Raw genomic sequence first — 22,678 nt, forward strand, 5'->3', positions numbered from 1 at the left:
GCTGTGCGATATAGGTCTGGACCTTTTCGACGGACGGAGGCCGGCCCGTGCAACGCCCGCTCGCCACAAGCCTGTTGACTGCCCTCGCGCTCGCGATGACCCTCACCCTCGCCGCCTGCTCCAGCGCCGCCGTCCCCGCGCCGAAGGACACCCGGGCGCCCACCGTCCCCACCGGAGTCACCGCCGTCGCCGGCAGCGCGAGCACCGTGCACGTCATGTGGAGCGCGGCCACCGACGACCGCGCCGTCGCCGGATACGCCGTCTACCGAGAGGGCCGCAAGGTCAGGGACCTCCCCGCCACCACCCTGATGACCGACGTGGTCGGCCTCGCCCCCGCGACCCGCCACCGCTTCACCGTCCGCGCCCGCGACGCCGCCGGCAACGTCTCGCCCCCGAGCGCCGCCGTCACGGCCACCACCCTCCCCGCCGCCGCCGAGGACCGCACGCCCCCGACCGCCCCGACCGCCCTCCGCGTCACGGCCGAGGGCAGCCGCGCCGCCACCCTCCGCTGGTCTCCGGCCCGCGACGACACCCGGGTCACCGCGTACGACGTCTACCAGGCCGACACCCGCATCCACACCGTCCCCGGCACCGCCACCACCGCCCGCCTCGCCGGCCTGCGCCCCGGCACCGCCTACGCGTTCACCGTCCGGGCCCGCGACGCCGCCGAGAACTCCTCCCCGGACAGCACCCCCGCCGACCTCACCACCGCCCCGTCCCCGGGCGCCCCGCCGAACACCGCCCCCAAGGACCTCACCGCCACGGCCGGCAAGGGCGAGATCACCCTCACCTGGACCCCGCCGAAGACGGGCGCCCCCGTCACCCGCCACGAACTCCACCTCAACGGCCGCTTCGCCACCACCATCGTCTGGGGCACCACCCCACCCCCCGGCCGCGCCACCTACGCCTTCCCGGTCCAGGACCCCCCGGGCACCCGCTACACCATCACCCTCCGCGCCCAGCTCCCGGACGGCACCTGGGGCGACTTCTCCGCACCGAGGACCGTGGTCGTGCGCTGAGCGGGCTGAGCGCACCGATTGCGCTGAACTTCCCTTCCTTTGGCCGAAATCGCACCCTTTCGCTCAAGCTGACGGCACCTCACCCTGCGAACAGGGGAAGCGACAGGCCGTTGGGGGGCGCCGATGTCCGAACCGACCTCCGACCCGCTCTACGTACCCGCCCTGCCCGCCCGCCCGAGCGCGCTCGTCGCGTACGGCCTGCTGGCACCGGAGCTCCGGGCCGTCGTCGCGCCGCTCTGGACCGTCCCGCCCCGCGTCGGCCACGAACGGACCCCCGGGTGCCCGTCCCGCCCCCTCGACCCCGACCCCGCCGCACTCGGCGACCACGTGCGCCTGGCCCTGGCGCGCATCGCGCGCGTGCAGCGCGACCGGCCCGCCTGGGTCGACACCAGGCACGTCGAGCGCGAGCCGGGCTTCCCCGGCCTCGGCGCGGTCCGGCCCCCGCTGCGACCCGTCACCGGCATCGAGCGCGCCGCCGGCGCACAGGTGGCCTGCGCCGAGGCCGCCCGCGCGGGCGGCACCGGCCTCGGCATCCGTGTACGCCCGGACACCGGCGGGCGGACCGCGGAAGCGCTGGGCCGGCTCCTCGAACGGATCGAGTTCGCCCGGTGCCCCCTGGACCTCCTCCTCGACCTGGGCGCGGTCGACGAGGACCAGGGCGCCGACCTCACGGCGCTCCGGGCCCTGAACGTCCTCGCCCCCCTCCACCCCTGGCGCACCGTCGTGCTCCTGGCCGGCGCCTTCCCGCGTACCCGCCCCGAGGCGTACGGATCGCCCCTGGCCGAGACGTGCCGGGCCGACCGTCTCCTCCCCGGGCTGCTCCGCCACTCGGGCGGCGGGCCCGGCTCGCGGCCCGTCCACGGCGACTACGGGGCGCACGACGCGGCGAGCGCCGACCGGGTCTCCGACACGGGGGACGACCCGTTCCGCGGGGCCCTGCGCTACACCGCCGATCAGGCCTTCCTCATCGGCGAGGTCCCGGCCGAGTCCGGCCACCACCTCCGGGTCCGCGCGCTCGCCCGCGAGATCGTCGCCTCCCCGCACTACAGGGGAGCGGAGTACAGCGAGGGGGACCGCTGGCTCCGCGTCTGCGCCGACGGCGGCGGCCTGCCCGACACCGGGCACCCCGACCTCTGGATCCGGTCCGGCCACAACCAGCACCTGACCCATGTGGCCCGCGAACTGCGGCGACACTCCTGAGCGGTGGTCCTTGCCCGCCGTAACCGGTTCCCCGGAATTACCCTGGGAAGCGTGGCCGGGACCGTTCTCACCAACACCGGGCTCGACAGCTTCCTCGACGGAGCGCCCGAGCATCGTGACCCCGCGTTCGCGCGGGCCGCCGAAGCGGTCCTCGGGCTGCTCGCCCTGCGCGGCGCCGACCGGACGACGGGCGTGCCCGAACCGACGCCCGGGCTCGTGCGGCAGCTCCTGGTGGAGGACCTGCCGATCTTCGTGTACGCGCCGCCCGGACAGCTCGCCGCCTATCCGGCCGTCCTCGGGGCCCTCGCCGCACGGTTCGACGGAGGGCGGCGCGAGCGGATCGCGTCGGTCGTCGCCGAGTCCGCGCCCGACTTCGAGCGCGCCATGAACGACCCAGGCAACCTCACCTGGCACCGCTGGTACGCCTCGCTCCTGCGGACGGTCGGCGCCGACCTCGCCGACCCCGAGGACGTGCGCCGCAGGCTCGCCGCCCTCGACGGGGCGCCGCTCCCCGACGGGGTGCGCCGCGCCCACCTCATGGGGCGGACCGCCCTCGCCGACGTCCTGCTCTCGGAGGCCCTCACGCGCGCGTACGTGCGGGACGCCGAAGCGCCCCCGGCCGCCGGGCCGCTGCTCACCGACCACGCCGTCGCGACCGGCATCGGGCAGCTCGCCGCAGCGCTCCAGGACCGGTGGACCGCCGCCGGGCTCGCCGAGCAGCTCGCAGGACCGTACGCACGGTTCGCGCCGGGACCCGACGCCTTCCCCCACCTCGTCCTCGCCGACGCCCTCCTCGACGAGCACCTCGACTACTACGGGGACCCCGCCGCCCCCGTACCCCCGCCGCCCGCGATCGAGGCCGGGCCCGTCGAGGAGGACGCCGACAGCCTGATCGGCGCCGTCGAGGAGCTCGCGGAGGAGGAGTTCGAGCCGTACGGGGGAGAGGCGCCGCACCTGCTGTACGCGGTCTACCAGCGGGGCTGCGCGGCCGAGTCCGTCGCCCGCAAGGCCGCCGAGTACGAGGACTGGTCCGTCGACCCGGCCCTGGAGGACCTGCCCGTGGCGGTGCCGGACACGGCGCCCGACGCGTACACCGTCCCGCCCGTTCCGGAGCTCGTACGGCTCCTCGGCACGGCCGACCTGAACGAGGCCGACCGGGACCGGCTCGAAGGACCGGGCCGCGACCTCGCCATGGTCATCGACCGCCTCGCCGCCACCGGCCTCGTCTTCCGCAGTGGCGACGCCTTCGGGCTCACCCCGCGTGGCGCGGGAGCCGTGCGCTACCTGCTCGCCGTGCGAGGGGTCACCGCGCCCGACGCCGCCGAGGCCGCCGCCTGGACCGCGCCGGACGTGGTCGCCGCCGCCGGGGGCTGGTCGGCCTCCGTCGCCGCGCGCGTACTGGCCGACTGGCTCCACGCGCGCGTGGACTCCGCCGAGGCCTGGTCCCAGCTGCTCGCCGCCCTCGGCACCGTCCATGCCGGCGCCTCCGAGGCGGCCGCCACCCGTGGCCTCTTCGCCGTCCTGGACACCGCCGGCGCGCCGCCCGATGCGCTGCGCGGAGCCCTCCGCGACCCGGTCATCGGCGCGTACGCCCTGGAAGCCCTGAGCGAGCGGGGCGAGCCGGCGGACCCGATCCAGGTGCGGCTCTCGGCCCGGGCCCTGCACGTCCTCGACGCGCTGCCCGCCAAGAAGGGCCCGCTGGAGTCCCGCCGCGCCGCCTTCGACACGGCGGCGGCCGGCTGGCCCGGCGGTTCCGCCGCCCTGGTCCGCGCGATGGCCGCGGCGGACCGCCACGAGACCGAGCGGGTCCTGCGCCCGCTCGGCATCACGCTCCCGTGACGGCGATCGCTAGTTCGCCGTGAGGTACATCCCGGACGTCCCGGTCCCCGCCGTGTTCCGGCAGCTCCGGTTCCCCGTCGGGACGGCGTTGATCAGGGCCAGGCACTTGCCGAGGGCCTGCTGGCCGTAGGCGTTGGGGTGCATCGACTCCTGGACGAGGCCCTGCGTGCTCTGGCTGTCGATCCAGCGCGCCCACTCGCTCGTCGTCGCCGACGGGGGCACGGTCGACGTGACCTGCCGGCTCGCCTTCGCGCAGACCTCACGGCCCTGGAGCGCGTCCCGCAGGTCCAGGAACTGCACGCCCTTCGCCGCGGCGACGCCCTTGAGGCGGTCGGCGATCCGGGGCACCAGGGAGTCGCGGGCCCAGTCGGAGTCGGCGTTCCAGAACGGGCAGCCGCCGGTGTTGGTACGGCTCCAGCCGCTCTCCCCGTACCGGTTGTCGGCGGCGCGCGGAATGGGAGAGGGGTACGACTGGAGGACGATCCGGTAGTCGCCGGCGGTGTACCCGGCGGCGGTCATGACCGCCCGGATCTCGTCGACGGACCGGCCGACGTCGGCCATCACGCCGTCGATCTTCGCGTCGACGACGGCCTGCTGGTCGTCGTGGCAGTACGAGTACCAGACGATGTAGTCGCTCGCACAGGTGCTGATGATGTCGGCGAAGCCGAGGTCGTTGCCGCCGATGGACAGCGCGATCAGCTTGACGTCGTTGGCGGCGGCCACGGCCGCCAGCTGGTCGGCCTGGGGCGCCTCGCCCTTGTAGGCCCGGCCGCCCTGGGAGGCGCGGAAGACGTTCTCCGTCGTCGCCCCGGAGCAGGCGAGGTTGATCAGCGAGCTCGCGATCGGTCCGGCGCTCTTCACCTCGGCGGTGTCCGAGCGGTCGCAGCCGCCGGCGGTGCCGCCGTACACCCGGGACGGGTCGTAGGTGCTGCCCGTCCAGGCGCGGTCGGTGCCGTTGCGGCTGCCGGAGTTCGTGAGGCTGTTGCCCAGCCACCGTCCGGCCTCGCCGGAGATGTAGCTGTCGCCCATGGTGACGACGGCGGTGGGGCCGGCGCCGGGGGCGGCATGGGCGGCCGGGACGGCGACGGAGGCGAGCCCGGCGGCGGTACACAGTGCCAGGAGTGCGCGCAGCGCACGGTGGGGGGTAGAAGGCATGGCTGTGCTCCTGCGGTATGCGGTACGCAGTGACGTGGGGGACAGCCGCCGGCCGGTGGCATGGCGGAATCTCGCACGGCGCGGCTTATTACCGCTAGGTAGCTGCATATCTCGGTTCCGTCACGTCCCCTGTGCCCCGCCCGGGAACGCGACGGGGCCCCGCCCCGGTGCTGTGCGACACCGAGGGCGGGGCCCTGTTCAGAAGGCGTGCGGCCGCTGTGCGGTCGGCCGACGTGCGTGCGTCAGCCGACCAGCTGCTCGTACGCGGGAAGGGTCAGGAAGTCCGCGTAGTCCGCGTCCAGGGAGACGTGGAGGAGCAGGTCGTGGGCCTGCTGCCACTTGCCGGACGCGAAGGCCTCCTCGCCGATCTCGGCGCGGATCGCGGCCAGCTCCTCGGCGGCGACCTTGCGGGCCAGCTCGGGGGTGGCGGTCTCGCCGTTCTCGAAGACGACGCCCGCGTTGATCCACTGCCAGATCTGGGAGCGGGAGATCTCGGCGGTGGCCGCGTCCTCCATCAGGTTGAAGATGGCGACGGCGCCGAGGCCGCGCAGCCACGCCTCGATGTAGCGGATGCCGACCTGCACGGCGTTGCGCAGACCCTCGTACGTGGGCTTCGCGTCGAGCGAGTCGATCGCGATGAGGTCGCCCGGCGCGACGGAGACGTCCTCGCGGAGGCGGTCCTTCTGGTTGGGCTTGTCGCCGAGGACGGCGTCGAAGGAGGCCATCGCGATCGGGACCAGGTCGGGGTGGGCGACCCAGGAGCCGTCGAAGCCGTCGCCGGCCTCGCGGTCCTTGTCGGCCTTGACCTTCTCGAAGGCGACCTTGTTGACCTCGGCGTCCTTGCGGGACGGGATGAACGCCGCCATGCCGCCGATCGCGTGCGCGCCGCGCTTGTGGCAGGTGCGCACGAGGAGTTCGGTGTACGCGCGCATGAACGGGGCGGTCATCGTGACCGCGTTGCGGTCCGGAAGGACGAACTTGGCTCCGCCGTCACGGAAGTTCTTGACGATGGAGAAGAGGTAGTCCCAGCGGCCCGCGTTGAGGCCGGCGGCGTGGTCGCGGAGCTCGTAGAGGATCTCCTCCATCTCGTACGCGGCCGTGATGGTCTCGATGAGGACCGTGGCGCGGACGGTGCCCTGCGGGATGCCGACGTAGTCCTGGGCGAAGACGAAGATGTCGTTCCAGAGGCGGGCCTCCAGGTGCGACTCCGTCTTCGGGAGGTAGAAGTACGGGCCCTTGCCGAGGTCGATCAGACGCTGGGCGTTGTGGAAGAAGTACAGGCCGAAGTCGACGAGCGCGCCGGGCACCGGGCGTCCGTCGAAGGTGAGGTGACGCTCCTCCAGGTGCCAGCCGCGCGGCCGCATCACGACGGTGGCGAGCTCGTCGGCGGGCTTCAGGGCGTACGACTTGCCCGAACGCGGGTCCGTGAAGTCGATGTTGCGGGTGTACGCGTCGATCAGGTTGACCTGGCCGAGGACGACGTTCTCCCAGGTCGGCGCGGAGGCGTCCTCGAAGTCGGCGAGCCAGACCCTGGCGCCGGAGTTGAGCGCGTTGATCGTCATCTTGCGGTCGGTCGGGCCGGTGATCTCGACGCGGCGGTCGTTCAGGGCGGCCGGGGCCGGCGCGACCTTCCAGGAGTCGTCGGCGCGGATCGCGGCGGTCTCCGGAAGGAAGTCCAGGGTGGAGGTGCGGGCGATCTCGGCGCGACGCTCCGCCCGGCGGACGAGGAGCTCGTCCCGGCGCGGGGTGAACCGCCGGTGCAGTTCGGCGACGAAGGCCAGGGCGGCCTCGGTGAGCACCTCCTCCTGGCGGGGCAGGGGCTCGGCATCGACGACGGCCAGGGGGGACGGCGCTGGTGCGGACATGAACTGTCACTTCCTTCAGCGGACTTCACGGGCGGTGCCAGGCGGCCGCCGGGCGTCACGGGACGGCACGGAGTGCCGTAGGCGCCGAGATACGGCCGCGAGCGCCCTCTCAACGACCAAGGGCTTCTGAACAGTGGATACTAGTTTCCTCATGGTGGAAGTTCAATGGTTTGTTGATGTCGAGATTCTCCGGATCGACAGAACGCGGCGCTCGGTGCCAGTCCGTTCACTCCAGGTGGGACAGGTCCGCCTCCGTGTCGATGTCGTACGGCTCGGCCACATCCGAACAGTCCACCGGGGTGATCGCATCCCGGTGTGCCGCCAGATAGTCCCGCGCCCCCCGGTCGCCCACCGCCGTCTCCACGATCCCCGCCCAGCGCCCCGCTCCGAAAAGCACCGGATGGCCCCGCTGCCCGTCGTACGAGGCTGCCGCCAGCGAATCCCGCGATCCGTACGCAGCCCTGACCCGGGCCACCGCCTCCGCCCCGATCCCCGGCTGGTCGACCAGGAGGACGAGCGCCGCGTCCACCCCGCGCGGGTCGGCCGCCAGCGAGGCGAGCCCCGCCCGCAGCGAGGAACCCATCCCCTCCGCCCACTCCGGGTTGTCCACCAGGACGCAACCGGGCAGCTCCGCCCGCTCCCGTACGACGTCCGCCGACGCCCCGAGCACCACGTGCACCACCTCGCAACCGGCCCCGCGCAGCACCCCCACGGCATGCTCGACCAGCGGCCGCCCCCGATGGGAGAGGAGTGCCTTCGGACGCCCCCCGAGCCGCCTCCCGCCCCCGGCGGCGAGCAGCAGTCCGGCGACGACGGGGGTTCGATCTTCTGCAGCTGTCATGCCACCTGCATACCTCATCCGGCCGAATCACACGGTCGCCTGAATTCCGACCACCAAGGGTGGCGCGCCGGGGTGGCGAAGGAGTTAACTGGCCCGCGGCTCACGGCGCCCGGCCGTCGTCCGGGGGGTCGGCTCGGGGTGTCCGGAGCGGAGTTCTGCGCACATCGTCGTGCGAGGGGGAGATCCATGTTGCGAAGCGTGGGGCAGAGGCGAGTGACCGGCGAGGGCATGGACCCCAGGGTGGCCGAACTGCGGTCCGCCGTGTCCCGGCTCCGGCGCGAACTGGCCGCGCTCCGGATCGATTTCGCCGACCGCGGCATCGCCGAGGACGAGCTCGCCGCGCTTGACGCCATGGCGCTCAGCGGCGACCCCGAGGTACGGCGGCTGCGCCGCTCGCTGCTGCTCGTCGCGGGCTGCGTCGGCTCCGTCAGCGCTCTCGCCGAGGCGCTCGCCGGCGTCCGGCGAGCCGTCGAGCTCTTCGGGCCCCCGCAGCCCGGGCAGTAGGCCCGCCACCGGGCCCTTCCGGGTACCCGGAAGGGGACCTTCGGGTACCCCACAGGGGCCTGCGGGGCTCTGTGCGGTGGCCGACCCGGGGAGAAGGCTTCCATCCTGAGGGAGGGTTCCGCCTCGGCGGTTCCGGCCGGAAGGTGGTGGTGGTCGTGGCGGCCACGGGTGGTGACGACGACGGGTGGGACGAGCCGCGACCCGGCAGAACCGGCGACGGCCCGGCCCTGCTCCCAGGAGGCGCCGGTGGGCGGGGCGCCCCGCTCTCCGCTGCCGTCGACCCGCTGGGCGACCCGTTCCTGCAGACGCGGTTCGCCCTGCCAGGTCGCCCCGGGACGTTTCTGCGTCGTGAGCGGCTGGTCGGGCAGCTCGGGCAGGCGCTGTCGACCCCGCTGACCGTGGTCAACGGCAGCGCGGGGGCAGGGAAGACCCTCCTGGTCGCCGACTGGGCCGCGAACCTCGGGCAGCCGGTCGCCTGGCTGACGCTCGACGCCGCCGTGGACGGCCCCGGGATGTTCTGGGCCCAGCTGCTGCAGTCCCTGAACGCCGCCGGTGTGCCCGTACCCGCCGCCATCGGCTTCCCCGCCGACGCGACCAGGGCCCATCACACCCTCCTCAGCCGGATCGCCTCGGAACTCGCCGGGCGCGACCAGCCCGTCACCGTGGTGATCGACGAGTTCGACGAGGTGGCCGACCCCGAGGTCGCACGGCAGCTGGAGTTCGTCCTGCGGCACGCCAGGCCGGGACTGCGCCTCGTCCTCGTCAGCCGCAGCGAACCCCTCCTCCCGCTCCACCGCTACCGGACGGCCGGGGAGATGACCGAGATCCGGGACGCCGAGCTGGCCTTCACCACCGAGGAGGCGGTCGAGCTCCTCGATCTGCACGGCCTCTCGCTGTCCGTCCCGGTGGCCGAGGCGCTGGTGGAGCGCACCCGGGGATGGGCGGCGGGCCTCCGGCTGAGCGCCCTGGCGGCGCGGTCCAGCCCGGATCCCGAGCTCTACCTGAAGGAGTTCGAGGCGGGACGGAGCACGATCGCCGACTTCCTCCTGGCCGAGGTCCTCGACCGGCAGCCTCCCGAGACCCAGGACCTGCTCCTGCGGATCAGCGTCCTCGACCGCTTCTGTCCCGACCTGGCGGACGAGCTGACCGGGCGGCGCGACGCCGCGACGATCCTCGCCGGACTGCACCGCGCGAACGCCTTCGTCGAGCACTACGGCCACGGCTGGTACCGGCTCCATCCGCTGTTCCGGGAGATACTCCGGGCCCATCTCCGCAGCCGCGCCCCCGGCCTCGAACCCCAGCTGCACCGGCGGGCCGCGCACTGGCTCCGGCGCTCCGGCACGCTGCGCGAGATGCTGGTCCACGGCGCCGCCGCGCGGGACTGGACGTACCTCGCCGGCGCCCTGGTCGAGGATCTGGCGATCGGGCAGCTCCTCACCGGCCTGGGCTCCGGAGAGCCCGTGGACTGGTTCGCCGCGATGGAGGGGGAGACACCCGACGCGGCCACGAACCTCGTCCGCGCCGCGTGCGAGCTGTCCCGGACGCACCGGTCCGTCCGGTCGGACCGGGCGGCCCTCGAACGCGGCATGGCGCACCTCCGCCTGGCGGCGGAACAGCTGTCGGCCGAGGACCGCGGCACCCCCGCGGCCCTGCTGAGCCACGCCCTCCTCGGGGCACTGGCCGGGCGCCTCTCCGGCTCGGTGCATCTGGCCGAACAAGCAACCCGGTCGGCCCGCCGCCTGATGGAGCAGATGCCCTCCCGGCTCCTCGACGCGCACCCGGAACTCCGCGCCCTGCTGCTGACCCACGGGGGCGCGTCCCGGCTGTGGGCCGGACGCCTCGACGAGGCCAGGGCCGCCCTCGCCCAGGTGGTCGCCGCCCCCCGTACGGCCTCCGTCGTGCTCCCGCGGATGGAGGCACTGGAACACCTGGCGCTCGTCGACCACCTCAACGGATGGCCGAGCGCGGCGGAACGCCAGGTGCTCGCGATGACGGTCGAGGCCGAGCGGTACGGCCTCGGCCGGCCGCAGGGCTCCGGACTCGGACAGCTGGTCCTGGCCGCGGTCGCCCTCGGCCGGGACGACGTCGACCGCGCCGAGGCCCTCCTCGCCGGGCTGCCCGAGCAGCCGCCGGTGGATCCGGTGGCGGCCGCGACCAGACGCGCCGTCACGGCCGACGTTCTGCTGGCCCGGGGGCGTACGAGCGCGGCCCTGACCGTCGCGACCCGACCCGTGCCCGCCGCCGACGTCTCGCCCTGGGCGCGGGGCCGTGCCGCCCTGGCCGTCGCGCACGCGCACCTGGCCGAGGGCCGTCCGGACGCGGCCGTCGACGTCCTCCGGCAGGTCGCCGGGGACCAGCCGCTGTGCACCGTCGGCACGGCGCGGGCCCATCTCGCCGCCGGGGACCCCGGCACGGCCCTCGACCTGCTCGAAGGCCTCACGGTCGAGGGGCGGTCAGGACCGGCGGTGGCCGTGCCGGCCGCGCTGGTGCGGGCCCGGGCGGCGGCGCTGAAGGGCGACACCGCCACCGCCCGCAGGCTGCTCGCGCGGGCTCTCGCCGAGGGCCGCCGCGAGGACCTCAGGCGCGCCTTCCGGGACGCCGGGCCCTGGATCGGGCCCTTCCTGGCGGAGCCCCCGCTGCGCGCGCTGGCCGCCGGGTGGCTCGTACCGGAACCGGAGCCGCCGGGCGGACCGGCCAGAGACGGACCCGGGGCCGTGATGCCGACGGAGGAGCTCACCGAACGGGAACGCGAGGTCCTGGAGCGGCTCGCCGGAGCGATGTCGACCGAGGACATCGCCGCCGACCTGTACGTGTCCGTGAACACGGTGAAGACCCACCTCAAGGCCGTCTACCGGAAGCTGGCGGTGCACCGCCGCAACGACGCCGTCCGCCGCGCCCGCGAACTGCGGCTGCTGTGACGTCCCGCGCCCACCGCCCCCTCTCACCCGCGGCGGGTGAGGCGGCCGGCGGCCGTCCGGGATGTGATGGCGACGAGTGTGGGCTCACTCCCTCCGCTGCCGCCGGACATCGGCGGCCAGGCCCGGCGAGGTGGCGAACGTGAAGAAATGGCGCGCTCTGATCGTGCTCGGGACGGCCCAGTTCCTGATGGTCCTGGACACGTCCGTCATGAACGTCTCCATCAGCCAGCTGGTCGAGGACTTCGACACCGAGGTGACCGCCATCCAGGCCGTCATCACCCTGTACGCCCTCGTCATGGCCGCCTTCATGATCATCGGCGGCAGGTTCGGGGACATCCTGGGCCGACGCCGCGTCTTCCTGATCGGCATGACGGTCTACGGAGTCGGCTCGGGCCTGACCGCCGTCGCGCCCACCCTCTGGGTGCTGGCCCTGGGCTGGTCGATCATCGAGGGGCTCGGCGCCGCCCTGGTGCTCCCGTCCATGGCGGCCCTCGTCGCCGAGTCCTACCGGGGCCGCGACCGTTCCGTCGCGTACGGCGTCGTCGGCGGCCTGGCCGGCGCCGGCATCGCGGTCGGTCCGCTGCTCGGCGGCTGGGTGACGACGTACCTCACCTGGCGCCTGGTCTTCGCGGGCGAGGTCGTCGTGGTGCTTGCCGTACTGCTCCTGCGGCGGGCGATTCCCGAAACGCCCCTGCCCAGCCGTCGTCCCGGCCTGGACGTCGTCGGCGCCGTGCTGTCGGCGGCCGGTCTGGGGCTCGGCGTGCTCGGCGTGCTGCAGAGCGGCACCTGGGGATGGGTGGAGCCGCGCAACCCGCCCTTCACCGTCTTCGGCTTCGCCCCCACCCTGTTCGTGATCGGGGCCGGCGTGGTGATCCTGTTCCTCTTCCGGGTCTGGGAGGAGCGGCGGGAGGCCCAGGGCGCCGACCCCCTGGTCCATCTGGCCCTCTTCAACAGACCCGCCCTGCGCTCGGGGCTGATGACCCTGCTGAGCCAGAACCTCATCCTGCTGGGGCTGTTCTTCACCATCCCGCTCTACCTGCAGGTGGTGCAGGGGCTCGACGCCTTCGAGACGGGACTGCGGCTGCTGCCGGTCTCCGTCACCATGCTCGCGGCCTCCCTGGGCGCGGCGAAACTCGGGCGCAGGCTGGGCCCGAGGTGGATCGTACGGATCGGCCTCGGGCTGCTCCTCGCCGCCATCGTCTGGCTCCTCGGCACCATCGACCCCGTCATCGACGACGCCCAGTTCTTCTCGGCCATGGCGCTCCTCGGCCTCGGCATGGGCCTGCTCGCCTCGCAGCTCGGCAACGTCGTCCAGTCCAGCGTGGGGGAGCGGGAGCGCAGCGAGGTCGGCGGTCTGCAGTTCACCGCGCAGAACCTCGGGTCCGCGCTGGGAACCGCCCTCATCGGATCCCTGCTGATCGGAGCCCTGGCCCAGGCCTTCACCACCGAAGTGGAGAACGACCCGAGGCTCTCGGAGGAGGCGCGCGCGCAGACCAGCGTCGCCCTGGAGGCCGGGATCAACTTCGTCCCGACCGACCAGGTCCGCTCGGCGGCGGAGAGCGCCGGGCTTCCGCCGCACGAGGTGGACGCCGTCACCGAGTCCTACGCCTCGGCCCAGCTCGACGGCCTCAAGGCGGCCATCCTCGCGACCGGGGGCATCACCCTGCTGAGCCTGCTGGTGACACGAGGGCTGCCCGGCGCCGGCGAGACCGGGGGCGCGGGCCGGGACCGGGCCGCGGCCGGCCCCACCCCGCCGGAGACGCCGGAGCCGACGGAGCCCCGCCCGTGAATCACCCGTGCAGGGTGAGGCCGGCGGGGACGCGGAGGCGGACTCTGGAAGCAAGGGCCGACCGGCCCGGTGACAGCCGCTTCCGGGAGGGGCACGTCATGCAGCACGAGCAGTGCGAGATCCGCGTCGACGGGCTCATGTCGGAGACGCTGATCGGATCGTTCCCCGAGCTGGAGCACGTGATGGTCTCCGGCCAGACGCTGCTGTACGGCCCCCTCCTGGACGAGGCCCACCTCTACGGCCTGCTCGCCCGCCTCCAGTCGCTCGGACTGCACGTGGTGGAACTGCGGCGGCTGCCGGAATGACCGAGGCGGGTCCCGGCGGGAGCCCGACGGGAGAAGGACCCGGAAACGGAGCACGGACATGGACACACCGACGTACCTCGCCTACGACTACCCGCTGCTGAGCATGTTCTGGACCATGCTCTGGATCTTCCTGTGGATCCTCTGGTTCATCCTGCTGTTCCGGATCATCGCCGACATCTTCCGCGACGACTCCATGAGCGGCTGGGGCAAGGGCGGCTGGCTCGCCTTCGTCATCCTGCTGCCGTTCCTCGGCGTCCTCGTGTACGTGATCGCCCGCGGCAAGAGCATGGGCGGCAGGGAGATCGCGCACGCCCGCGAGAAGCAGCAGGCCTTCGACGCCTACGTCCGCGAGACCGCCGCCGGTGACAGCCGTCCCAGCCGGGCCGAGGAACTCAGCCGGCTCGCCGAGCTCCGCGCCAAGGGCGACATCAGCGAGGAGGAGTTCCTCCGGGCCAAGAACCTCGTCCTGAACGACGACCGACCGTCCGCGCCCGCCGACACCACCACCGCCCCTCAGTGAGACGGGCGCGAGGAGAGGAGAGACCGGGATGAGCGCCACGCACACCCCTCACGCGTCATCGGCGAAATACGCCTGGGCCGGGGGTCTGAGGGTCTTCGCCGCCGTCATGCTCGGCATCGCGGGACTGCTCGCCGTCTTCCGCGGCATCATGGCCATCGCCGAGGACGACGTCTTCGTCACCACGCCGAACTACGTCTTCCAGTTCGACCTCACCGGGTGGGGCTGGGTCCATCTCGGTCTGGGCATCGTCGCCGCGCTCGTCAGCTTCGGGCTCTTCACGGCGGCGTCCTGGGCGCGGTACTCCGGCATCGCCATCGCCGCGCTCGTGATCATCGCGAACTTCCTGTCGCTGCCGTACTACCCGTGGTGGTCCGTCATCATGATCGCGATGTCCGGCTTCATCATCTGGGCCCTGTGCGTCGACCGGGGCGAGGACACGGGCGTAGGGAGGCAGTCGTGAGCGATCTGAAGTTCGAGCAGAAGAGCGCGATGTCCCGTACCGAGGCCGCGGCGCAGCTGGAGGCGCTGGCCGCAGCACTCAGGGAGGGCGGCGAGGCCGACCTCCCCATGGGGCTCGGGGTGCTGAGCCTGAAGATCCCCGACGAACTCCGCACCGAGGTGGAGTTCGAGGTCGGCGACGGCGAGATCGAGCTGGAGATCGAGCTGAAGTGGCCGGTGGGCGGGGGCAAGGCGAAGCCGAAGGAGCCGAAGAAGCCGGAGGCCGAGGCCGAGCCGGAGGCGAAGAAGCCCGAGGCCAAGCCGGAGCCGAAGAAGCCCGTGGTCAAGGCGACGGCCAAGCCTGAGCCGAAGAAGGCCGCCAAGACCGTGCGCACCGCCGCGAAGCGCACATGAGCCGGGGGGCTCTCGGGGGTCCGAGTGCTCCTGTTTCACCCGCATGACCTGGCCGCCGTGCCGGTGCGGCCCGGCGGGAGTTGGGTGGAACCGGGACACCCGGACCCCGGAGAAACGGAAACTGCCATGTACGAGATGCACATCGCGCCCGACGACTCCAGCGGACTTCTGGTCTGGCACGTGATCGCCAAGGAGGCGGGCAGCAGCCTCTGCGGTCAGCCAGTCGACCGCGGCACGGACGGCGTGCAGACGGACCGGCACTGCCTGTCCTGCATGCGGTCCTTCCAGGACCTGATGAGCGCCAAGGCCTCCTCGTCGGCCCAGGGCCGACCGGACGGCCTCACCGCCTGATCAGCCGGCGGGCCGTCGCCGTCGCCACCGCCGCCGTGCGCGAGTCCACGCCCAGCTTCGCGAAGATGTGGACGAGGTGGGACTTGACCGTCGCCTGGCTCAGGAACAGCGCCTTGCTGATCTGCTGGTTCGACAGGCCCTCGCCCACCAGCTGGAGCACCTCCAGCTCGCGTTTCGTCAGCGCCTCCGCCGGCGTCCGCATCCGGTCCATCAGCCGGTGCGCGACCGCCGGCGCGAGCGCCGACTGCCCGGCGGCCGCCGTCCGGACCGCCGCCGCCAGCTCCTCCGGCGGCGCGTCCTTCAGGAGGTAGCCGGAGGCTCCCGCCTCCACCGCCGCCAGGATGTCCGCGTCCGTGTCGTACGTCGTCAGGACCAGCACCTTCGGCCCGCCCGGCGCCGCCGTGATCGCCGCCGTCGCCTCCGAGCCGTGCATCCCGGGGCCGAACTGCAGGTCCATCAGGACCACGTCCACGCCCCCGGCGGCGGCCAGCTCCACCGCGCGCTCGGCGGTGGCCGCCTCGGCGACCACCGCGAAGTCCGGCTCGGTGTCGAGGACCGCGCGCAGGCCCGCCCGTACCACCGGGTGGTCGTCGGCGAGGAGGAGTCGGATGGTCATGCGGAGGCTCCAGCGGGGAGGGGGAGGGAGACGGCGACGGCGGTGCCCTGGCCGGGCGCCGACTCGACGGCGAACGAGCCGCCGAGCGACTCGGCCCGCGAGCGCATCGCCGGAAGGCCGAAACCGCCGTCCGACGAGGGGCGTACGGACGCGGGGTCGAAGCCCCGGCCGTCGTCGACCACGTCCAGGGTCACCGACGCGTCCATGAACGACAAGGTGATCTCGGCACGGGACGCCGAGGCGTGCCGCACGGTGTTCGCGAGCGCCGACTGCGCGATCCGCAGCAGCGCCACCTCGTATGGCGTCGGCAGCTCCGCCGGCGTGCCGCTCACCGAGAAGCGGACCCGGGGCCCGTTCCCCGGCCCGTACGGACCGGCCTCGACCGGCTCGCACAGCCGCTCGAGGGCCGCGGCCAGCGAGCCGTGCTCCAGGTCCGGCGGCGACAGCGCCCGGACGAAGCGCCGCGCCTCCGCCAGGTTGTCCTGCGCGGCCTCGCGGGCCCGGCCGATGTGGCCCGCGGCGGGGGAGTCCGGCGGGAGGAGCCGCTCGGCCGCCCGCAGCAGCAGCTGGATCGAGGACAGTCCCTGCGCGAGCGTGTCGTGGATCTCCCGCGCGAGCCGCTCCCGCTCGGCGAGCGTCCCCGCGTGCCGTTCGGCCGCCGCCAGCTCCGCCCGCGTCTCGATGAGCTCCTCGATGAGCCGGCGGCGCCGCTCGCTCTCCCGGTACAGCGCCTGGTAGCCGAGGACCGTCGCCACCGCGACCGCCGCGCCGAGCAGCGGCCCGATGAAGACCCCCGGATTGATCGGGGCGCCGTGTCCCACGTACGAGAGGATCGCCGCGCCCGCCGTGAGGGCCACGACCGGCAGCGACCAGCGGGTGGGCAGCAGGTGCAGCTGGAGGAAGTACAGGGGGAAGGCCAGCCAGAGCGCTTCCGGGGTGAGCCAGAGCAGCCCGAGCCAGGACGCTCCGAGGACCCCCAGCCATACGGCGGCGGCGCGCTGCGAGCTCCGGACGGACGGCAGGTACGAGCCGGCCGCGTACACCGCGCCCATGACCACCGCCGCGACCGTCCCGGAGGCCGAGTCCGCCCGTACCGCCGCCAGGACGAGCAGGCCCGCCATGAGGAGGTGCAGGCAGAGACGCAGGGCGCGGAGGGCAGGGGTCAGAGAGCGCGGATCCATGATTCCTCCAGCGTAGGGAACGGGAGACAATCCGGACTCAACCGAAAGTTTGATTACGGAGCCATCCGTGGCGCGATGCCGGTGGGGCACCCCGCGGACCACTCTGGTCAGCATGTTCGTGGCATGGAGAGACCTGAGATTCGCCAAGGGGCGTTTCACCCTCATGGGCACCGTGATCGTGCTGATCACGCTGCTCGTGGGGTTGCTGTCCGGGCTGACCGCCGGACTCGCGCGAGAGAACATCTCCGCGATCACCGGTCTGCCCGCCGACCGGCTGGCCTTCGCGGCTCCGCCGTCGGGGCAGTCGGCCTCCTTCACCAATTCGACGGTGACGGAGAAGCAGTGGAGCGGGTGGGCGAAGCAGCCCGGTGTGACGGAGGCCGACCCGCTCGGCATCCGTACCCTCAACGCCGTCGCCGGGGAGCACACCGCCGCGGTCTCCGCCTTCGGCACGGAGCCGGACGCGGGTCTCGCTCCCGGGAAGGTCGGCGCGGGGAAGGCCGTCCTGTCCGAGTCGGCCGCGGAGGAGCTGGCCGTGAGCGCCGGCGACACCGTCCGCCTCGGCTCGCTGGAGGTCACGGTCACGGCGGTCTCCGGCGACGCCTCGTACAGCCACACCCCCGTGGTGTGGACCTCGCTCGACGACTGGCAGAAGGTCGGCCACAACGGCACCACCTCGCAGGACGAGGCCACCGTCATCGCGCTGAGCGGCGACGACGTCGACTGGGCGGCCGGCGACAAGGCCGCCGGCACCGAGGCCCGCACCCTCGACGGGGCCCTGACCGCCATAGGGTCCTACCAGTCCGAGAACGGCTCGCTGCAGCTGATGCGCGGGTTCCTCTTCGCCATCTCCGCGCTGGTCATAGGAGCGTTCTTCACGGTCTGGACCATCCAGCGCAGCGGTGACGTCGCCGTCCTCAAGGCGCTCGGCGCCTCCACCCCGTACCTCCTCAAGGACGCCCTCGGGCAGGCCGTGCTCATGCTCACCGCCGGAACCCTGCTCGGCACCGCGCTCGCGGTCGGCATCGGCGCCCTGGTCAGCGGCGGGAACGTGCCCTTCGTCCTCGAACCGCTCACCGTCCTCGGCCCGGCCGCCGTGATCGTCGTCCTCGGTGTCCTCGGCGCAGCCCTGTCCATCCGGCGGATCACCGCCGTCGACCCCCTCACCGCCCTCGGGAGCGCCCGATGAGCCTCGTCCTCGACGCCGTCACCCTCACCTACCCCGACGGCGACGGCCGGCTCACCGCCCTCGACGCCGTCTCCCTGACCGTCCCCGCCGGCACGCTCACGGCCGTCGTCGGACCGTCCGGCTCCGGCAAGTCCAGCCTCCTCGCGGTGGCCGCCACCCTGGTGACCCCGGACACGGGGCGGGTCGTCGTCGCCGGTACGGACACGGGGCCGCTGACCGCCGCCGCCAAGGCGGAGCTGCGCCGGGAGCACATCGGCATCGTCTTCCAGCAGCCGAACCTGCTGCCCTCGCTGAGCGCGGTGGAGCAGCTCCAGGTGATGGCCCATCTGTCGAAGCGTTCGCCCAAGGCGGTACGGGGCCGGGCGATGGACCTCCTCGACGCGGTGGGCCTCGCGGACCAGGCCCACCGGCGGCCCCACCAGCTGTCGGGCGGTCAGCGGCAGCGCGTGAACATCGCGCGGGCGCTGATGAACGAGCCGTCCGTGCTCCTGGTCGACGAGCCGACGAGCGCCCTCGACCACGAGCGGGGCGCGGCCGTCATGGACCTGCTGGCCACGCTGACGGCCGAGCGGGGGACGGCGACGGTCCTGGTCACCCACGACCGCACGCACCTGGCCCGCACGGACCACACGGTGACGGTCCAGGACGGCCGCCTGACGGAGTCCGTACGGGCCTGAGGCCGGCTTCTCATCCCGTCCGGTGGGCCCGGGCGCGGGCCCGCCATCCGAGGGCGACCGCGGCCAGGCCCACGAGGACGGCGACGTACGCGCCGCCGAGGCCGTTGCCGGTGCCGAGGCCGCCGTCCGCGGTGGCGGCGACCGCCGCGCCGACGGCCACGGCGACCGGACCGGCGACGAGGGCCGTGACGGCCCCGTGCCGGCGGGCCCAGGTGCGGACGTGGCCCCGGCCGGTCGTACGGGCGAGCGCCAGACCGCCGTCGACCACTCCGAGGAGGCCGACCAGCGCGGCCGACGCGGCCGCGACGCGGCCGAAGCTCAGGGTGTGGACGCCCGTGGCGACCGGCTGGACGGCGGGGTCCGCGGCCGCCGGCACGGCGAACGCGAGACCGCCGATCACGACGGCTCCGGTCAGGGCGAGCACGGTACGGACGGACATGGGGTGCTCCTTCTCCTCGGCGTTCCCCGTACGGGGAACGGGACCACCCGAGGATGGCCACCGGGCCGGCCGCGCGTCGTCCGGCGGGCGTGGTCACTTCGCGCTGCCGCCGCTCTGGAGGACCTGACCAACCGTGAACGCGAGGCCGTGACGCCGGTGGCCCGGGGCCTTCCCAACGACGAGATCGCCGGCAGCATGGTGATCACGCCGCTGACCGCGAAGACCCACGTCAACCGGGCCATGACCAAGCTCGGCGCCCGGGACCGGGCCCAACTGGTCGTCCTCGCCCACGAGTCGGGCCTGGTGTCACCGCGTACGGCCGGGTCCTGACGTACGGCGTCAGCCGAACCGGACGACCAGGCGGACGTTCTCGTCCCCGTGGGTGGCCGCGAGGCCGCGCATGGCCGCCCACACCGGGGCCCAGCTGCCGTCCGGCGGGGCGAACATGCGGGCGGTGAAGGTCACCGGGCGGTAGACGGCGCCCCTCCAGTGGACCTCGGCGGGCCACTCCGGGGGCATCAGGTCCTCGCCGAAGACCTCCTCCGCCCGGTCGAGGACCTCGACCGGCGTCCAGGGCACCTCGTCCAGGACGAGTGCGCCGTCGGGGCCCGGTCGCCAGACGCCGACGCGGTTCCCGTCGACGCCGTCGCAGAGGGGGCCGTCCCAGTCCACGGCCGCGACCTCGGCCCAGGTGGCGTACGAGTGGCTGTGGTGCAGTTCGTCGTACGCGTCCGGGACCGGTTCCGAGGCGTCGTCGGGGCGGCCTCGACGGTCGAACAGGGCCCGATCGACACCCAGGCCGCCGCCGAAGCCGAAGAGACACTCCCAGGTGTCCCGCTCGCGCCCGAGCCCGAAGGCCAGGAGATCGTGCGCGAGCGCCCAGCGGCCACCGGGTCCGCGGACCTCGATCACCCCGTCGATGTCCGCCCCCACGGCGGCGTCAGCCCTGGCCGTTGCCCGAGGTGTTCGCCAGGGCAGCCGAGAGTTCGCGGGCGACCTCCTGGAGGATCGGGACGATCTTCTCGGTGGCGGCCTCGGTGACCCGGCCCGCCGGTCCCGAGATGGAGATGGCCGCGGCGGTGGGGGAGTCGGGGACGGAGACCGCGAGGCAGCGGACCCCTATCTCCTGCTCGTTGTCGTCGACCGCGTAGCCCGTCTCACGGACCGCCACGAGCGCGTCGAGGAAGCCGTCCGGCGTGGTGATGGTCTTCTCGGTCGCGGCGGGCATGCCGGTGCGGGCGAGCAGCGCCCGGACCTCCTCGGCCGGCGTGTGCGCGAGGAGCGCCTTGCCGACGCCGGTCGAGTGCGGCAGGACCCGGCGGCCGACCTCGGTGAACATGCGCATCGAGTGCTTGGACGGCACCTGCGCGACGTACACGATCTCGTCGCCGTCGAGCAGCGCCATGTTCGCGGTCTCGCCGGTCTCCTCGACGAGCCGCGCCAGGTAGGGGCGGGCCCAGGTGCCGAGAAGGCGGGAGGCGGACTCGCCGAGCCGGATGAGCCGGGGGCCGAGGGCGTACCGGCGGTTGGGCTGCTGGCGCACGTAGCCGCAGGCGACGAGGGTGCGCATGAGGCGGTGGATGGTGGGGAGCGGGAGTCCGCTGCTGGCGGAGAGCTCGCTCAGCCCGACCTCGCCCCCGGCGTCGGCCATCCGCTCCAGGAGGTCGAAGGCGCGCTCGAGGGACTGGACGCCCCCGCTCGCGGCGGGCTTGGCGGCGTCGGTGGTGCTGGCGCTGGACGTCGGCACGTCAACGGTCCTTTCGGGGCAGGCGGGCAAGGCAGCAGCCTACCGGGCCGCCGGCCGGGGCACACGGTCCCGGTACCGGCGTCAGCGCCGGTCAGGGGGTGTTTGTCCGGTGTCGGTGACGGCCCGGGGTGATCCGGGTCCGGCTCGCATGTGCGGAGCTACGTTCTACTGTACGGAATTCTGATTCCACTTTGTGGAAACATCCAAGTCGGGTTCGCCGACGGCCGATGCTGGAAGTGTGCCCTTGACGGCCCCTCGCCCGGAAGTGAAGACTCCTTTTCAACAGTTCGTTGAATTTCTCGGTTTTCTGCGAGTCACTTGAAGAGAGGGGTACGGGTGGACGTCAACCTGGTCCTGCGCTCGACACGCGTCATCACCCCCGAGGGGACGCGCCCGGCGTCGATCGCCGTCTCCGGAGGGACGATCGCGGCCGTGCTGCCGTACGACGCCGAGGTGCCCGCCGGCGCCCGGCTCGAGGACGTCGGCGACGACGTCGTCCTGCCCGGACTCGTCGACACCCACGTGCACGTGAACGACCCCGGCCGCACCGAGTGGGAGGGCTTCTGGACCGCCACCCGCGCGGCCGCCGCCGGCGGCATCACCACCCTGCTCGACATGCCGCTGAACTCGCTGCCCCCGACCACCACCGTGGAGCACCTCCGGGTCAAGCAGGAGGTCGCCCGCAGCAAGGCCCACATCGACGTCGGCTTCTGGGGCGGCGCCCTGCCCGACAACGTCAAGGACCTGCGCCCCCTCCACGACGCCGGCGTCTTCGGCTTCAAGTGCTTCCTCTCGCCCTCCGGCGTCGAGGAGTTCCCCGAGCTCGACCAGGACCAGCTGGCGAACTCGCTCGCCGAGATCTCCGGCTTCGACGGCCTGATGATCGTGCACGCCGAGGACCCGCACCACCTCGCCGCCGCGCCCCAGCGGTCGGGCGGCGCGTACGCCGACTTCCTCGCCTCCCGCCCCCGGGACGCCGAGAACACGGCCATCGAGAACCTGATCGACCAGGCCCGCCGGCTCAACGCCCGCGTCCACGTCCTGCACCTCTCCTCCTCGGACGCGCTGCCGGCCATCGCCGCCGCCAAGGCCGAGGGCGTGAAGATCACCGTCGAGTCCTGCCCGCACTTCCTCACGCTCACCGCCGAGGAGATCCCGGACGGCGCCACCGAGTTCAAGTGCTGCCCGCCCATCCGCGAGGCCTCGAACCAGGACGCCCTGTGGCAGGGGCTCGCCGACGGCACGATCGACTGCATCGTCTCCGACCACTCGCCGTCCACCGCCGACCTGAAGACCCCGGACTTCGCCTCCGCCTGGGGCGGCATCTCCTCCCTCCAGCTCGGCCTGCCCGCCATCTGGACCGAGGCCCGCCGCCGCGGCCACTCCCTGGAGGACGTCGTCCGCTGGATGTCCGAGGGCCCGGCGCGGCTCGCCGGACTCACCCGCAAGGGCGCCATCGAGGCCGGCCGCGACGCCGACTTCGCCGTCCTCGCCCCCGACGCCACCTTCACCGTCGACCCGGCCGACCTCCAGCACCGCAACCGGATCACCGCCTACGCGGGCAGGACCCTCAGCGGCGTCGTCACCTCCACCTGGCTGCGCGGAGAGCGGATCGCCGACCGGGGCACCCTCGCCGAGCCCTCCGGCCGCCTCCTCGAAAGGAACAACTGA

22 protein-coding genes and 1 pseudogene are annotated in these 22,678 nt (G+C 73.5%); 15 read left to right on the top strand and 8 right to left on the bottom strand.

What is annotated here, in order from left to right; all coding sequences use genetic code 11:
- Positions 1–47 precede the first annotated feature (47 nt).
- The 3 genes from ACFYX3_RS34540 (at position 48) to ACFYX3_RS34550 (ending at position 4,058) form a co-directional block, all read left to right on the top strand.
- A complete protein-coding gene (locus ACFYX3_RS34540) occupies positions 48–1,019 on the top strand; it encodes a fibronectin type III domain-containing protein (RefSeq protein WP_389022182.1) in 972 nt (323 codons plus the stop codon).
- Between the two features lie 123 nt (positions 1,020–1,142).
- Positions 1,143–2,219 (top strand): hypothetical protein, encoded by a 1,077-nt coding sequence (locus ACFYX3_RS34545; protein ID WP_389022185.1) that lies wholly within the window; start codon positions 1,143–1,145, stop codon positions 2,217–2,219.
- 51 nt (positions 2,220–2,270) lie between these two features.
- The gene (locus ACFYX3_RS34550; RefSeq protein WP_389022188.1) at positions 2,271–4,058 is read left to right on the top strand and encodes a hypothetical protein; all 1,788 of its coding nucleotides are present in this window, start codon (positions 2,271–2,273) and stop codon (positions 4,056–4,058) included.
- 9 nt (positions 4,059–4,067) lie between these two features.
- Here ACFYX3_RS34550 and ACFYX3_RS34555 read toward each other — a convergent pair whose 3' ends face one another.
- The 3 genes from ACFYX3_RS34555 to ACFYX3_RS34565 form a co-directional block, all read right to left on the bottom strand.
- Complete coding sequence (locus tag ACFYX3_RS34555) at positions 4,068–5,213, bottom strand: GDSL-type esterase/lipase family protein (RefSeq protein ID WP_389022191.1); 1,146 nt, start codon at positions 5,211–5,213, stop codon at positions 4,068–4,070.
- A 242-nt stretch (positions 5,214–5,455) separates the two neighbouring features.
- Positions 5,456–7,078, bottom strand: coding sequence for a malate synthase A (aceB, locus tag ACFYX3_RS34560; RefSeq protein ID WP_389022194.1), 1,623 nt, complete (start codon positions 7,076–7,078; stop codon positions 5,456–5,458).
- 226 nt (positions 7,079–7,304) lie between these two features.
- Positions 7,305–7,919 (bottom strand): NTP transferase domain-containing protein, encoded by a 615-nt coding sequence (locus ACFYX3_RS34565; RefSeq protein WP_389022197.1) that lies wholly within the window; start codon positions 7,917–7,919, stop codon positions 7,305–7,307.
- A 186-nt stretch (positions 7,920–8,105) separates the two neighbouring features.
- On the opposite strand from ACFYX3_RS34565, the gene ACFYX3_RS34570 reads away from it, so the two are divergent.
- The 8 genes from ACFYX3_RS34570 (at position 8,106) to ACFYX3_RS34605 (ending at position 15,158) form a co-directional block, all read left to right on the top strand.
- Positions 8,106–8,423: a DUF5955 family protein gene (locus ACFYX3_RS34570; protein ID WP_359517354.1), complete on the top strand. Its 318-nt coding sequence runs from the start codon at positions 8,106–8,108 to the stop codon at positions 8,421–8,423.
- A 227-nt stretch (positions 8,424–8,650) separates the two neighbouring features.
- Positions 8,651–11,341 (top strand): LuxR C-terminal-related transcriptional regulator, encoded by a 2,691-nt coding sequence (locus tag ACFYX3_RS34575; protein ID WP_389022340.1) that lies wholly within the window; start codon positions 8,651–8,653, stop codon positions 11,339–11,341.
- A 139-nt stretch (positions 11,342–11,480) separates the two neighbouring features.
- Positions 11,481–13,130, top strand: coding sequence for an MFS transporter (locus tag ACFYX3_RS34580; protein WP_389022202.1), 1,650 nt, complete (start codon positions 11,481–11,483; stop codon positions 13,128–13,130).
- 98 nt (positions 13,131–13,228) lie between these two features.
- Positions 13,229–13,435, top strand: a complete 207-nt coding sequence (locus ACFYX3_RS34585) for a hypothetical protein (RefSeq protein WP_352027394.1) — start codon at positions 13,229–13,231, stop codon at positions 13,433–13,435.
- Between the two features lie 58 nt (positions 13,436–13,493).
- On the top strand, positions 13,494–13,955 hold the full coding sequence (locus tag ACFYX3_RS34590) for an SHOCT domain-containing protein (protein ID WP_389022206.1): 462 nt from the start codon (positions 13,494–13,496) through the stop codon (positions 13,953–13,955).
- 28 nt (positions 13,956–13,983) lie between these two features.
- Positions 13,984–14,415 carry a hypothetical protein gene (locus ACFYX3_RS34595; RefSeq protein ID WP_389022209.1) on the top strand — a complete coding sequence of 144 codons (432 nt, stop codon included), beginning with the start codon at positions 13,984–13,986 and terminating at the stop codon, positions 14,413–14,415.
- Positions 14,412–14,807, top strand: coding sequence for an amphi-Trp domain-containing protein (locus tag ACFYX3_RS34600; RefSeq protein WP_389022212.1), 396 nt, complete (start codon positions 14,412–14,414; stop codon positions 14,805–14,807). The genes ACFYX3_RS34595 and ACFYX3_RS34600 overlap by 4 nt, the downstream gene beginning before the upstream one ends.
- Positions 14,808–14,933: 126 nt before the next feature.
- Positions 14,934–15,158 (top strand): hypothetical protein, encoded by a 225-nt coding sequence (locus ACFYX3_RS34605; protein ID WP_116158123.1) that lies wholly within the window; start codon positions 14,934–14,936, stop codon positions 15,156–15,158.
- On the opposite strand, the gene ACFYX3_RS34610 is transcribed toward ACFYX3_RS34605, so the two are convergent.
- Together ACFYX3_RS34610 and ACFYX3_RS34615 are read right to left on the bottom strand one after the other, a co-directional pair.
- Positions 15,148–15,774, bottom strand: a complete 627-nt coding sequence (locus ACFYX3_RS34610) for a response regulator (protein ID WP_389022216.1) — start codon at positions 15,772–15,774, stop codon at positions 15,148–15,150. The two genes, ACFYX3_RS34605 and ACFYX3_RS34610, sit on opposite strands and share 11 nt — an antisense overlap.
- A complete protein-coding gene (locus tag ACFYX3_RS34615; RefSeq protein WP_389022219.1) occupies positions 15,771–16,955 on the bottom strand; it encodes a histidine kinase in 1,185 nt (394 codons plus the stop codon). The genes ACFYX3_RS34610 and ACFYX3_RS34615 overlap by 4 nt, the downstream gene beginning before the upstream one ends.
- Before the next feature lie 112 nt (positions 16,956–17,067).
- Here ACFYX3_RS34615 and ACFYX3_RS34620 point away from each other — a divergent pair, with 112 nt between their 5' ends.
- Positions 17,068–18,144, top strand: a complete 1,077-nt coding sequence (locus ACFYX3_RS34620; protein ID WP_389022222.1) for an ABC transporter permease — start codon at positions 17,068–17,070, stop codon at positions 18,142–18,144.
- Positions 18,141–18,821 (top strand): ABC transporter ATP-binding protein, encoded by a 681-nt coding sequence (locus ACFYX3_RS34625; RefSeq protein ID WP_376587816.1) that lies wholly within the window; start codon positions 18,141–18,143, stop codon positions 18,819–18,821. The genes ACFYX3_RS34620 and ACFYX3_RS34625 overlap by 4 nt, the downstream gene beginning before the upstream one ends.
- Positions 18,822–18,831: 10 nt before the next feature.
- Here ACFYX3_RS34625 and ACFYX3_RS34630 read toward each other — a convergent pair whose 3' ends face one another.
- On the bottom strand, positions 18,832–19,260 hold the full coding sequence (locus ACFYX3_RS34630; protein ID WP_389022226.1) for a DUF6223 family protein: 429 nt from the start codon (positions 19,258–19,260) through the stop codon (positions 18,832–18,834).
- A 105-nt stretch (positions 19,261–19,365) separates the two neighbouring features.
- Here ACFYX3_RS34630 and ACFYX3_RS34635 point away from each other — a divergent pair.
- Positions 19,366–19,590: pseudogene (locus ACFYX3_RS34635) on the top strand (response regulator transcription factor); the annotation flags it as partial.
- A 9-nt stretch (positions 19,591–19,599) separates the two neighbouring features.
- Here ACFYX3_RS34635 and ACFYX3_RS34640 read toward each other — a convergent pair.
- Positions 19,600–20,193 (bottom strand): hypothetical protein, encoded by a 594-nt coding sequence (locus tag ACFYX3_RS34640; RefSeq protein WP_382651957.1) that lies wholly within the window; start codon positions 20,191–20,193, stop codon positions 19,600–19,602.
- Positions 20,194–20,200: 7 nt separating this feature from the next.
- Positions 20,201–21,007 (bottom strand): IclR family transcriptional regulator, encoded by an 807-nt coding sequence (locus ACFYX3_RS34645; protein WP_093873352.1) that lies wholly within the window; start codon positions 21,005–21,007, stop codon positions 20,201–20,203.
- 336 nt (positions 21,008–21,343) lie between these two features.
- On the opposite strand from ACFYX3_RS34645, the gene allB reads away from it, so the two are divergent.
- Positions 21,344–22,678 (top strand): allantoinase AllB, encoded by a 1,335-nt coding sequence (gene allB / locus ACFYX3_RS34650; protein WP_389022231.1) that lies wholly within the window; start codon positions 21,344–21,346, stop codon positions 22,676–22,678.

The organism is Streptomyces sp. NPDC002463 (assembly GCF_042889835.1).
GTDB lineage: Bacteria > Actinomycetota > Actinomycetes > Streptomycetales > Streptomycetaceae > Streptomyces > Streptomyces nymphaeiformis.